This window comes from Methanobrevibacter sp., from assembly GCA_022775905.1.
Classification (GTDB): Archaea; Methanobacteriota; Methanobacteria; order Methanobacteriales; family Methanobacteriaceae; genus Methanocatella.
Genome location: JALFJX010000004.1, coordinates 1 through 13,751, shown reverse-complemented (window position 1 = coordinate 13,751; position 13,751 = coordinate 1). Strand labels below are relative to the sequence as shown.

11 protein-coding genes and 2 pseudogenes are annotated in these 13,751 nt (G+C 31.9%); 12 read left to right on the top strand and 1 reads right to left on the bottom strand.

Annotated features, from left to right (window positions below; genetic code table 11):
- Window positions 1-404 precede the first annotated feature (404 nt).
- The gene (locus tag MR875_00845) at window positions 405-1,244 is read left to right on the top strand and encodes a ParA family protein (GenBank protein ID MCI6993400.1); all 840 of its coding nucleotides are present in this window, start codon (window positions 405-407) and stop codon (window positions 1,242-1,244) included.
- Complete coding sequence (locus MR875_00840) at window positions 1,244-1,870, top strand: AAA family ATPase (protein ID MCI6993399.1); 627 nt, start codon at window positions 1,244-1,246, stop codon at window positions 1,868-1,870. The genes MR875_00845 and MR875_00840 overlap by 1 nt, the downstream gene beginning before the upstream one ends.
- A 183-nt stretch (window positions 1,871-2,053) precedes the next feature.
- Here the strand turns inward: MR875_00840 and MR875_00835 are convergent, their stop codons facing one another.
- A complete protein-coding gene (locus MR875_00835; protein MCI6993398.1) occupies window positions 2,054-3,166 on the bottom strand; it encodes a radical SAM protein in 1,113 nt (370 codons plus the stop codon).
- Between the two features lie 126 nt (window positions 3,167-3,292).
- On the opposite strand from MR875_00835, the gene ilvD reads away from it, so the two are divergent.
- The 10 genes and pseudogenes from ilvD (at window position 3,293) to argS (ending at window position 13,567) form a co-directional block, all read left to right on the top strand.
- On the top strand, window positions 3,293-4,942 hold the full coding sequence (ilvD, locus tag MR875_00830; GenBank protein ID MCI6993397.1) for a dihydroxy-acid dehydratase: 1,650 nt from the start codon (window positions 3,293-3,295) through the stop codon (window positions 4,940-4,942).
- Between the two features lie 7 nt (window positions 4,943-4,949).
- A complete protein-coding gene (gene hisD / locus MR875_00825; protein MCI6993396.1) occupies window positions 4,950-6,227 on the top strand; it encodes a histidinol dehydrogenase in 1,278 nt (425 codons plus the stop codon).
- 165 nt (window positions 6,228-6,392) lie between these two features.
- Window positions 6,393-6,485, top strand: a pseudogene (locus MR875_00820) (hypothetical protein).
- Between the two features lie 117 nt (window positions 6,486-6,602).
- Window positions 6,603-6,692: pseudogene (locus MR875_00815) on the top strand (sugar O-acetyltransferase).
- Window positions 6,693-6,884: 192 nt separating this feature from the next.
- Window positions 6,885-8,204 carry an aspartate--tRNA(Asn) ligase gene (gene aspS, locus MR875_00810; protein MCI6993395.1) on the top strand — a complete coding sequence of 440 codons (1,320 nt, stop codon included), beginning with the start codon at window positions 6,885-6,887 and terminating at the stop codon, window positions 8,202-8,204.
- A 23-nt stretch (window positions 8,205-8,227) separates the two neighbouring features.
- Window positions 8,228-9,427 carry an aminoacetone oxidase family FAD-binding enzyme gene (locus MR875_00805; protein ID MCI6993394.1) on the top strand — a complete coding sequence of 400 codons (1,200 nt, stop codon included), beginning with the start codon at window positions 8,228-8,230 and terminating at the stop codon, window positions 9,425-9,427.
- Between the two features lie 74 nt (window positions 9,428-9,501).
- Entirely contained in the window at window positions 9,502-10,131 is a 630-nt protein-coding gene (locus MR875_00800) for a cobalt-precorrin-8 methylmutase (GenBank protein MCI6993393.1), read from the top strand.
- 9 nt (window positions 10,132-10,140) lie between these two features.
- Window positions 10,141-11,415: a glutamate-1-semialdehyde 2,1-aminomutase gene (hemL, locus tag MR875_00795; protein ID MCI6993392.1), complete on the top strand. Its 1,275-nt coding sequence runs from the start codon at window positions 10,141-10,143 to the stop codon at window positions 11,413-11,415.
- A gap of 6 nt (window positions 11,416-11,421) precedes the next feature.
- Entirely contained in the window at window positions 11,422-11,847 is a 426-nt protein-coding gene (locus MR875_00790) for a signal peptidase I (protein MCI6993391.1), read from the top strand.
- Between the two features lie 19 nt (window positions 11,848-11,866).
- Complete coding sequence (gene argS / locus MR875_00785; protein ID MCI6993390.1) at window positions 11,867-13,567, top strand: arginine--tRNA ligase; 1,701 nt, start codon at window positions 11,867-11,869, stop codon at window positions 13,565-13,567.
- Window positions 13,568-13,751 lie beyond the last annotated feature (184 nt).

The window sequence follows — 13,751 nt, the reverse complement described above, 5'->3', positions numbered from 1 at the left end:
TTTATTTTTTTATTATTTTTCATTGTTATAACTTATAAGTTATCATTTTATTCAACTTATAACTTATAACTATTAACAAATAACTAATAACTTATTTGTGAAAACAAATACTTTATAAGGAAGAAGTTATAAAATATAACTTATTTGTTAAAAGTTAGTTATGATAAGTTATTTCTTAAAACTTATTTTTTATAACTTGTACGTTTTAACTTAAAACTTAATTCCTATCCCTTAGAAGTTAAAACTGATAAGTCATTCCTTTTAAGTTTTACCTGAAAAGATTTAACTTAATCCTTTTAACTTATACTGAATAACTGAGAAGTTATTCTTTTAACCCTTTAAATTTTTAAGTTTTAAGTTATACCTGATTACTTAAAACTTATCAGATATAGGAGAATTCTTAAATGAGTGAAATAATCGCGGTGATGAATCAAAAAGGGGGTTGTGGTAAGACAACTACTGTTGTAAATACTGCAACATCTCTAGCTGTAATGGGTAAATCTGTGTTAGTTGTAGATATGGATCCCCAAGCTAATGCTACAACTAGTTTTGGGATTGATAAAACTAAGATAGAAAATACAATATATGATGCTCTTATAGGGGATATTAGTGTTAAAAAAGCAACAATTCCTACGTTTATTAAAAATTTATTTATTATCCCAAGTAATATATCTCTTAGTGGAGCAGGAATGGAGCTTTCCAGACGTGAAAACTATCATATAGTTTTACAGGAAACTCTTAAAGATGTTGCACCATTATTTGATTACATATTCATCGATTTACCTCCTTCATTAGGTGTCATAACAGTCAATGCATTAGTAGCTTCAGATAGTGTTTTAATACCTATCCAAGCTGAATATTATGCACTTGAGGGAGTAGCTGATTTAATTAATACTATTAAATTAGTCGAAAAAAGACTTAGAAGTCCAACTCCAATCAAAGGAATTCTCCTCACTCTATTTGATAAAAGAACTAGACTTAGTAAAGATGTTCATAAAGAGCTTAAAAAATACTTTGGTGGAACAAATTTACTATTTAAAACAATTATTCCAAGAAATATTAGGTTAGCTGAAGCTCCTAGTTATGGTAAACCTTGTTTAATTTATGATCCAGACAGTACTGGTACTAAAGCTTATTTAAAATTAGCAAAGGAAATTATTCAAAGAGATGAAAATATTCAATTGAATATGGTCAAATCAATGGATAAAGTTCAAAATAATTCTGAAGTTGCTGGAGGAAAATAATGGTTAGAAAAGGACTTGGAAAAGGTTTAGATTCATTAATTCCTGATTTTTACAATGAAGATTTTGATAGTAATTCAACACTTTCCCTTGAAGATTTGTTGAATGAAACTGAAGATAAAGTTCCTGAAGAAGAAACAATAATTGAAGAGTCTGAAGATATTAATGAAGAAAATACTCCTAATGAAGAACTTTCCAGCGATATAGAAGAAGAGACTCCTGTTGTTGAAGTGTCTAATGACAATGATGATACTCAAAAAAATATATTCGAACAAATAGAGGAAGAAAAAAATGATCAAAAAAATTCTATTGATTCCGATGAAGATGTCATCAAAAAAGAGATACAGGTGGATACTGAAGAATCCGAAGTGGTATCTGGCATACAAGGTGGCAAAGAGGGTTTACCGACACCACAAGAACTCAAAGTTAAGGAACATGTAGCTGAAGTTAAAGAAATTGTCGATAAAAATCCAAGAATAACTTTATGGTCTTCAAGATCTTCGGCTGTTTTCAGATACTTAAGAAAAACTGAACCGGAGTTTAGTATTTCTAAAGAGGCTTCTAAGTTAATTGAAGAAGCTGTTGCTAAAAAATACCCTGAAATATGGGCTTTATTTGATGAATACTAATTTTCATTCTTTTTATTTTTATTCTATATTATATTTTTTTATTCTATTTACACTTGAAATTATACTTAATATATTTTATTATAACTATATTGTATACAAATTTTTTCTATCATTATACTTAATTTTTGACTAATTTATTCTCATATTTATTACTTTAAATAGTAAAATTATATTGAAAAAAGTTTAAAAATCAAAAGTAGTTTGATATTCTCCATTAATTTTTATGTATGGGTCTGCCCTATCAATTATAACTCCTAATCTGTGAAGTTGTTCTTTATTGGAGAATGGTTTTTTCTTTCGAATAGATACTATCTCACGAGCGGATTTTGTACCTATTCCTGGAACTCTAATTAGTTCTCTAAAAGGTGCACTATTTATCTCTACTGGGAATATATTCATATTCTTTGCAGCCAATATCTTTGGATCTTGTGTAAGAGATAGTTTGTCATTTTCATCAAAAATTAATTCTTTGACATTGTAATTATATGAATTAATCAAGCTATCTGCATTATATAGCTTTGATGTTCTATCAGTTGAACATGCTTCCTTATCTTTAAATTCTGTTTCCTCAATTGGAGTAAACGCTGAAAAATAGGTTCTTTTTAAATCGGACTTTTTGTATATCTTTTCCATTCTACTCAATATTTCCTTGTCGGTTTCGTTGTTTGCACCAACTATCAATTGTGTTGTATGAGTAGAATTTGGGTATGTTGTACTTTTGTTTTGTAGAGAATTTATCCAGGATAATCTTTTCAAAATATCTTTATTGTAATCTTTTGTGGATGACAATTCGGCAAGTCCTGAAGGTGTTGCTGCTTCAATATTGATACTGACCCGATTAGCAAGGGCCATTGCTCTTTTAATTGCATCTCTACTTGCTCCAGGTATGACTTTAAGATGAATATAATCATCATAACCGTATTTTATTCTAAGTAGACTCACGGTTTCTATTTGTTTTTCCATAGTTGAGTCTATATCATCTGAAATACCTGAACTTAAAAATAAACCGTTTACTAATCCTCTATTATAATATCCAAGAAATGCTTTTGCAAGTTCTTCAGGTGATAATTCTAGTCTTGTAAAGTTTCTTTTTGCTTGGTTAATGCAGTATTTACAGTCATTTTTACATTTATTGCTCATGAGTGTTTTGAAAAGGGGAATTTTACATCCATTATGGCCTATTGCTTCATAAATTCCTGGTAAATTTATCTGAGAACTCTTATGATGACTAACGTAGTCACATAAGTCATATTGGGCTGAATCTGTAAGAATTTTCATCTTTTCTAATGTACTCATAGTAATCAATATATTTTATTTTATTTGCAATATAAACTTTTTATTTAAAGGAATGTTTATTTTACATAATATTATAATAGTTATAAATTAAATATATATTAATGATTAATTTAATTGTGTGATTAAATGAAAAGTGATAGTGTAAAAAAAGGAATTCAAAGAGCTCCACACAGATCTCTTTTAAGAGCTTGTGGTCTCGATGATGATGATTTTAAAAAACCATTTATTGGTATTGCAAATAGTTTTACAGACATCGTACCTGGTCATATCCATTTAAAAGAACTTGTTGAATTCGTTAAAGAAGGTATTATTTCTGCTGGTGGTATTCCATTTGAATTTGACACAATGGCAATCTGTGATGGAATCAGTATGAACCATGAGGGTATGAAATATTCCTTGCCTTCTAGAGAAATCATTGCAGCTACTGTTGAAAGTATGACTAAAGGACATGCTTTTGATGGACTTGTATTGATTCCAAGCTGTGATAAAGTGGTTCCTGGAATGATTATGGGTGCAACCAGAGTAGATGTTCCATCAATTGTTGTTACTGGTGGACCAATGGTTTCTGGTGAATATAAAGGTAAACCTGCTGATTTAATTACTGTATTTGAAGCAGTTGGTGCTTGTTCTGCTGGTAAAATGTCTGAAGAGGAAGTAACTGAACTTGAAAAATGTGCTTGTCCTGGTGCTGGAAGCTGTTCAGGTTTATTTACCGCAAATACAATGGCTTGTATTACTGAAACATTAGGTTTATCCCTTCCAACTTGTGCAACCACTCATGCAAGAACTGAAGAAAACAATCAAATTGCATTAAAATCAGGTAAACAAATTGTTAAACTCGTTGAAGAAGACATTAAACCATCTGATATCTTAACTCAAGAATCATTTAACAATGCTATTGCAGTTGATATGGCATTAGGTGGATCTTCCAATACTGCTCTTCACATCCCTGCTCTTGCAAGTGAAGTTAAAGGTTTGTCTGTTGATTTAGAATTATTCGATAAAATTTCAAGAAATGTGCCTCATATTGCTCTTATTTCTCCTGCTGGTGAAGATTCAATGATGGATTTACACTTAGCTGGTGGTATTCAAGCTGTATTAAAAACATTAGGCGATAAAATTGATACTAATCAGTTAACAGTAACCGGTAAAACAATTAAAGAAAACTTGGAGACTGTTGAAAATAAAAATACTGATGTTATCCATACTTTGGATAATCCTGTCCATGAAGATGGTGGAATTGCAATCTTAAAAGGTAATCTTGCACCAAATGGAAGTGTAGTCAAAAAAGGCGCTGTTGCAGACCACTTGTTACATCTTAAAGGACCTGCAAAAGTATACAACTGTGAAGAAGATGTCACAAAAGCAATATTTAACCATGAAATCGAAGAAGGGGACATTGTTGTAATCAGATACGAAGGACCAAAAGGAGGTCCAGGTATGAGAGAAATGTTAAACCCAACTTCAGCTCTCGCTGGTATGAACATCAAAGATGTAGGTTTAATTACTGACGGTAGATTCTCTGGAGGAACAAGAGGACCTTGTATAGGTCACGTATCTCCTGAAGCAATGGAAGATGGTCCAATTGCAGCTGTACAAAATGGAGATATCATAGAAATTGACATTGCTAACAGGTCTATTAATGTAGAACTTTCAGATGAAGAAATTGAAGAAAGATTAAAATCAGTCAAACATCCTGAAAGAGATTTAGATGGCTGGTTAAGATTATATCAAAAATTAGTTCACTCTGCTGATACAGGTGCTATTTTAAGGTAGTTTTAAAATGGAAATATTAAGATATGCTGACATTGATTTAGTGGAAACTATCAAAAGATCAGAAGAAGACGTAAATAAGGTTTTAGACATTGTTTCAGATATTTTGGACAATGTTAAAAACAATCAGGATAAAGCTATTCGTGAGTATACTGAAAAATTTGATGGAGTTACAATAGAAGATTTGAAAGTATCTGAAGATGAAATTAAAGAGGCTTATGATACTTTAGATGACGAGTTACTTGTCGCTTTAAAACAAGCAGCTGCAAATATTGAAAAATTCCATAAAAAACAAATTCCTGGTGAATGGGAAATTGAAGTAAATCCTGGAATTGTTGCAGGTCAAATCGTAAGACCAATAAATTCTGCTGGATGTTACATTCCTGGAGGAAGAGCAGCTTATCCTTCATCAATTTTAATGACTGTTATTCCTGCTAAAATTGCAGGTGTTAAAAAGGTTGTATGTGTTACACCTCCACAAAAAGACGGTAAAATTTTAGATGCAATTCTTGTTGCAGCGGATATTGCTGGTGCTGATGAAATCTATAAAGTTGGAGGAGCACAGGCTATTGCAGGACTCGCTTATGGAACTGAATCCATTCCTCGTGTAGAAAAAATTGTAGGTCCGGGAAATATATTCGTTACTGCAGCTAAGAAATTAGTTTATGGTCAAGTTGACATTGAATTCCCTGCAGGTCCATCTGAAGTTTTAATCCTTGCTGATGATACTGCAAATCCAGAATTTTTAGCAACTGATATTTTGGCACAAGCAGAACATGACCCTAATGCATCATGTTTCTTAGTCACTGACTCTGAAGATTTAGCTCTTAAAACTGATGAATTCGTAAAACAATTAACTGAAATTGCTCCTAGACGTGAAATCATTGAAGAATCATTATCTAAAAGTGGAAAAATTATTATCACTAACACTTTTGAAGAAGCTATTCATGTTACAAATGAGTATGCTCCGGAACATTTAATCATTACCACTAAAGATGATGATGAAACATTGTCACAAGTCAACAATGCAGGTTCAATATTTTTAGGTTCCTATTCTCCAGTAGCAGCGGGAGACTATGGGTCTGGAACTAACCACGTTCTTCCAACAGGTGGGGGAGCTAAAATGTATTCAGGTTTATCTACTGAAGCATTCATTAAAAAACCGACTGTTCAAAGGATTACAAAAGATGGTCTTAAAGACTTATCTAAAACTTCAGTACCAATTGCGGAATATGAAGGATTCTTTGCACATGCAAATTCATTTAAAACTAGATTAAGAGATGAATAAATGGATTATGAAAAAGTTAATATGGATGAACAAACGGAAGAAGATTTAATTTACTATGCTCACGAAACAGAGTTAATTTTTAAATTAAATCATACTTTACCAAGATCTGATGAGTATATTGAAATTATGAATGAATTACTGGATTTGGATGAAAATTCATTTGTAATGGCACCTATTGCAGGTGCTGCATTAAATAAGGTTAAAATTGGTAAAAATGTTTATATTAACTCTAATAGTCTTTTGATGGCTCGTGGTGGAATAACAATTGAAGATGATGTGTTAATCGCCGCAAATGTTCAATTGTTATCAAATAATCATGATGAGTATGAACGTAATATTTTAACATGCAAACCAATTCATATTAAAAAAGGAGCTTGGATTGGTGCTGGTGCATCTATTCTTCCAGGAGTAACAATTGGTGAAAATGCTATTGTTGGAGCCAGTGCAGTTGTTACAAAAGATGTTGGGGACTGTGAAGTTGCTGTTGGTGTTCCAGCAAAGGTTGTTAAAACATTAGACAAAACTAAATTTAAAGAATAAATTTTATTTTTTAAATTCTTTCTTTTTTTACATATATTTATTAAACATTAAAACATAAATTACATTTATAATGAAAGTTTTATCATTATTTTTATTTTTATAACCGAGGTGAATAATTTGCAAGGTTTATTAAATGACTGGAGAAGAACTCATTACGCTAAAGAAACTACCCCAGAAATTGCAGGTAGTGACGTTACCATCATGGGGTGGGTACATGAAATCCGTGACTTAGGTGGAATTATCTTTGTAATTATCAGAGATGTTACTGGTAGAGTTCAATTAACCGCTCCAAGTAAAAAAGTAGAAGCAGAAATATTAGAAGATATTAGAAAATTCAGAAAAGAATCCGTTGTTGCTATTAAAGGATTAGTTCAAGAAGCTCCAAAAGCACCAAATGGTGTGGAAATTATTCCTAAAGAAATTAAAGTATTAAACTTATCCAATCAACCTTTACCAATGGATCCTACTGAAAAAGTTCAAGCTGGAATCGATACCAGATTAGATTCAAGATTCATTGATTTAAGAAAAGAAAATGTTTCAGCAATTTTCAAAATCAAAGGTCAAATGTTCCATACCATCAGAGATTACTTCTATGATAATGGATTTTATGAAATTAACACTCCTAAACTTGTAGCTTCCGCTACTGAAGGAGGAACAGAATTATTCCCAATTACTTACTTTGAAAAAGAAGCATTCTTAGGACAATCCCCTCAATTATACAAACAAATGATGATGGGTGCTGGAATGGACAAAGTATTCGAAATTGGTCAAATTTTCAGAGCAGAAGAACATGATACTTTAAGACACTTAAATGAAGCGGTTTCCATCGATGCAGAAGCTTCCTTCATGGACGATGTTGATGTAATGAAAGTATTAAATGATATGCTCATTAACGTCTTAACTGATATCAATGATAAATGTGCTGATGAATTAGCTGTTTTAGGACGTGAATTAGAAGTACCTAAAGGAAACTTCCCAGTTGTAACCTACGACGAAGCAGTTGATATTGTTAACTCTCGTGGAGTAGAAATGGAATGGGGAGAAGACTTATCTCGTGAAGCTGAAAAAGCATTAGGAGACACTATGGGTGGATTCTACTTCTTAACCGAATGGCCATCTGCAATTAAACCATTCTATGTAATGCCTCAAGAAGGAGACGAAAAATACTCCCATGCTTTCGATTTAATGTACAACAACTTAGAGTTATCTTCCGGTGCTACTCGTGTACACCAATACGATTTACTCGTAAAACAAATCGAAGAAAGAGGATTAAACCCTGCTGGATTTGGAAGCTATCTTAAAGCATTTGAATACGGTATGCCTCCTCACGCAGGTTGGGGTGTAGGTGCTGATAGATTAACTATGGTACTTACTGGATCTGAAAACATCCGTGAATGTGTACTCTTCCCTAGAGACAGACACAGATTAACCCCTTAATTTCTTTTCTTTTTTTAGATATTATGGATGAATATGAAATAGCTGTTATTGGCGGCGGACCAGCGGGAATCATGGCGGCAATTGCTGCAAGTCAGAATTCCTCAAGCGTTATATTGCTTGAAAAAAACTCTAAACTAGGTCGTAAACTCTTAATGAGTGGTGGTGGTAGGTGTAATATTACCAATGCAAAACCGATAAAAAAGCTATTAAAATTCTATCCTCAAAAAAATTTTTTAAAGCACTCTTTTTATACACTTACTAATGAAAAATTACTCTCATTTTTTGAAAATAAAGGATTAAATTTCATTGAAGAAGATAATAATAGAATATTTCCTGAAAGTGAGAAATCTAAGGATGTTCTTAATATTCTAATAGATTACCTGAAAGATGTAGTTATAAGTTATAACTTTGAAGTTAAAAGTATAAGTGAAGATTTTGTTATTAATGATAAGTTAAAAGCAGACAAGATTATTATTGCAACAGGGGGTATGACTTACCCGCAAACAGGTTGCAATATTGGGAATTATTCTCTTACTGAACAGCCATTGACAGACATCAAATATGGCCTATCTCCTTTAATTACAGCGAAAGATTTGTCAAGTATTGCTGGTGTAACGTTGTATGATGTTGTTATAAGTTATAAGAAAACTAAGGTTCGAGGTAATGTTTTAATTTCACATGTTGGGATGACAGGTCCCGGAATAATTGATTTGAGTAATGAAATCTCAGAAGTTATAAGTTATAACTTATTAGAAAAGGAAAATCCTGATATTAATTTTAATATTGCTATAGATTTATGTCCTGATTTCACACGTGAGGAGTTAAATGAAAAATTTAATCAAGATTTTAAAGGAAAAGCAATGATTAAAAACTATTTGAAGCAATTCTTAACAAATAGATTCATAGACTTCTTTTTAAATGAAACGGGTATTGATGGTGAAACTCAATTGTCCAGAGTCAATAAAAAAAGTAAAAACAGATTAATCGAAAATTTAAAAAGGTTTTCATTTGAAATAACTGGTTTTAATGGGGATTTGGCTAAAGTGACTGTTGGAGGTATTGATTTAACTAATATAAATTCAAAAACTATGGAATCAACTGTTGTTCCTAATTTATACTTTGCAGGTGAAGTTTTGGATGTTCATGGTCCAACAGGAGGATATAATTTAAAAATTGCCTTTTCAACTGGATATCTAGCAGGTTTATCTGCAAGTGATAAATAATTTTTACTTAATTTTTCATCTTTTTTTATAAATAATCAAAATATTTAACATATATTTAATCCAAAAATTAATCTATGACAGACAAAATGTTCATGGGTGCATCAACTAAACAAGGTTTGGATATTGCTAATAAAAGTAGAGAAATTATCCGTGGTCTTATTGGAGATGATGTCAAAGATTTAAATCCTGCTGAAAGGGATATTGTTGAAAGGATTGTTCATTCAACAGCAGATCCCGAATATGCAAAACTAGTAAAAATTAGTCCTGATTTTGTAGATGTGGCTATGACGTCCCTAAAAAATAATGAAACTATTTTAACTGATATTAATATGGTTAAATATGGTATTACAAGATATGATGGGGAAGTTGAGTGTTATATCAGAAATGAAGAAGTAATTAAAATAGCTAAAGAAAATCAGATTACAAGGGCAGCTGCTGCAATGCGTTATGCTGCATCAAATGATTTTGAAGGTATTGTAGTTTCTGGAAATGCTCCAACTGCTGTTTTTGAAGCTATGGACTTATACGAAAAAGGTGAAATGAATCTTAAAGCTATTGTAGGAGTTCCTGTTGGTTTTGTCGGTGCTGCTGATTCAAAAGAAGCTCTACATAATTCCAATATTCCTAATGTTATTGTTGAAGGACCTAAAGGTGGAACACCAATTGCAGTTGCTTGTGTAAATTCATTAATACAACATTTATAGTGTGATAAAATGAATTCTGAAGAATTATTCAATGAATCTAAAAATTATTTCCCTGGAGGAGTAAATTCTCCTGTACGTGCTTTTAAACCTTATCCATTTTTTGTTAAAAGTGCTGGAGGTTCAAAACTTACTGATGAAGATGGAAAAACTTACATTGATCACTGTTTAGCATATGGTCCATTAATATTAGGACACGCTAACCCTAAAGTTGTAAGAGAAGTATCTAATCAATTAACTATTGGTAGTGCATATGGTGCTCCAACTGAAAATGAAATTACTCTTGCAAAAGAAGTTATTGATAGGGTTCCATCAGCTGAAATGGTAAGATTCTGTAATAGTGGTACTGAAGCTACTATGAGTGCAATAAGATTAGCACGTGGTTTTACTGGTCGTGACAAAATTGTTAAATTTGAAGGAGCATATCATGGAGCACATGATTATGTATTAGTTAAAGGTGGATCTGGTGCTGCAACTTTACCTGATAGTGCAGGTATTCCAGTCGATACCACTAAAAATACTTTATCTGTTCCATTCAATGATGAAGAAGCTTTGACAGAGTTAATTGAAAAAGAAGGAGAAAATATTGCTTGTATCATCATGGAAGTTGTTATGGGTAATGTTGGTTGTATTGAACCAAAACCAGGATTTTTAGAATTTATTAGAAAAATTACAGAAGAAAATGACATAGTTTTAATTTTTGATGAAGTTATCACTGGTTTTAGAGCTTCAAGAGGTGGAGCTCAAGAATATTATGGTGTTACTCCTGATTTAACCACTCTTGGTAAAATTGTTGGTGGTGGACTTCCTATGGGTGCTTTCTGTGGTAAAAAGGAAATCATGGAATTGATTGCTCCTAATGGTCCTGTTTATCAGGCAGGTACTTTTGCAGGAAATCCTATATCTGTTCAAGCAGGTATTTCTACTTTAACTCAATTGGACGAAGTATTTTACAAAGAGTTAGACAGAAAAGGTAAGTTCCTTAGAGGAAATATACAATCCATAATCGATGATGAAGAATACAACATCCAACCGGTTGGACTTGCATCAATGTTCCAAATTTATTTCAATCCTGCACCAGTTTACAATTATGCTGATGCTCAAGAATCTGACAGAAAACAATTCTTAAGATATTTCAAATCCTTGTTAAAACAAGGTGTATTTATTCCACCATCTCAATTTGAATGTAACTTTATTTCAAATGCTCATAGTATGGAAGATATACAAACAACCTCCGATGCTATTGAAATTGCTTTAAAAGAGGCATTTAGAAAAAGAAGAAGGTAATTTAAAATGGAAATTGATTTTAAAGAAATTGCATCATATGTAGTTATTCTTATTATAGTTCTAATCGCTGCCCAACACTTGAATGTGGTAGTATCTGGAAGTATGGAACCTGCATTTTACAGAGGGGACATTGTTCTTGTTGAAAAGGCAGATTTTTTAGGCATTAATGAGTTCAATGCAAGTGATGTTAAAGTTGGTGATGTAGTTGTTTATGATGCAGCTTGGTATGACCAACCAGTTATCCATAGAATTATTAATATTACAGATATTAACGGAACTACGATGTATGTAATTAAAGGGGACAATAATGATTCTCCTGATCCGTATTATGTTACTTCAAGCCAAATTAAAGAAAAAGTTGTAACAGTAGACGATAATTTAGTCGTAATTCCAAAAATTGGTTATCTTTCCCTTTGGTTAAGAGGGTTATAATTATTATTAAGGTGAGTTAATGTATTTCGAAATTGAAAAGCAAGCTATTGATGCTATTAACAAAGCATTAGATCAATATGACGTAGATGTTGATAGAGATTTTAAATTAGAATTTCCACCTAACCCAAATTTAGGTGATTTAGCAAGTACAATTGCATTTGCACTTACTAAAAAATTAAAAACTTCTCCTCCTGAAGTTGCAAAAGGTTTAGTTGAAAAAATTGAAGTACCTGAAATATTCTCCAAAGTACAAAACTTTGGACCTTATGTAAATTTCTTCATTGACTATTCTAAATTCTCAAAATTGTTATTGGAAAAAGTTGATGAAAACTACGGACAACTTCCAGCATATGGTGAAAAAATTGTCTTAGAACACACTTCAGCTAATCCAAATGGACCATTACACATTGGTCACATCAGAAACTCCATTTTTGGAGATTCTTTATCAAGATTATTAAAATTAGCAGGAAGAGATGTCATAACACAATATTATGTAAATGATATGGGAAGACAAATTGCTATTATCGTATGTGGTATTACTGAATGTGGTTTAAAAATCGAAGACTATGAAGGAGATAAAATAGACCACAAAATTGGAAAATTATACTTCGATGCAAACAAAACTGTTGAAGAAGATCCTGCTTTAAATGCTAAAGTTGATGAATTAATCCAAAAATACGAAGAAGGTGCTGACGAAGAATTGAACAAAGTCTTTGAAGATGTAGTTTCCAAATGTATTTCCGGAATGAAAGAATCTCTTTTAAGAATGAACATTGTCCACGATGACTTCGTATGGGAAGGTCAATTCGTAAGAAGCGGAGAAGTCAATGACCTTGTAAATTACATCCAAAAAGAAGGATTTGCAAGACAAGAAGAAGTAATGTTCATTGATTTGACTGATTTCAATATTGAAAAAGAGTTTGTACTTAGAAGATCAAACGGAACTTCTCTTTATTCCACAAGAGATTTAGCATATCACAAATACAAAGCTACTTTAGGTGATACTGTACTTGATATCTTAGGTTCAGACCACAAATTAGCAGCTAAACAAATCAAAGTTATTTTTGAAGAAATCTTAAGATTAGAAGCACCTGAAGTAATCTTTTACGAGTTTATTACTCTTCCAGAAGGTTCAATGTCTACCAGAAGAGGTAAATTTGTATCTGTTGATGAATTGATTGATGAAGCAGTATCTCGTGCTCATGATGAAATCAAATCCAGAAACCCTGATTTGTCTGAAGAAGAAATTGCACCAATGGCTGAAGATATTGGTGTTGGAGCTATCAGATTCTTCATTGCTAAATTATCCCCTGAAAAACACTTAACTTTCAAATGGGATGAAGCTTTAAGCTTTGAAAGAGGTTGTGCATCTATCCAATATGCTCATGCAAGAGCATGCAAATTACTTGCAAAATCAGGTAAAGATATCAGCGCATTAGAAGTTAGTGATAACTGGGTTCCTAATGAAGATGAACAAGAATTAGTAAGACAAATAGCTAAATTCCCACAAGTTGTTGAAGATTGTGCGAACAAACAAAGAGTTCACAATATTACTCAATACTGTCAAGATTTAGCTGGTTCATTTAATAAATTCTACAAATCACAACAAGTTATTGGTTCTGATGTAGAAGATACTAGATTAATTTTAGTCGATAGGGCTAAAACTACTATTAAAAATGCTTTAGATATTTTAGGTGTTGTTGCACCTGAAAAAATGTAGATGGGTTTTTAACTCATCTTTAATTTCTTTTTTTAAAATTAAAGGCTTTGTAGAAATCCTTATTTTTCTTGAATTTGTGTTGTTCTGTAAATGTTGTAAATTGTGTTTTTGAGTTTTGTTTCTTTATTGGATAGTTGTAGACTTCTGCTTCTATTGGTTCCATTGAATATTCTTTTGATTACAC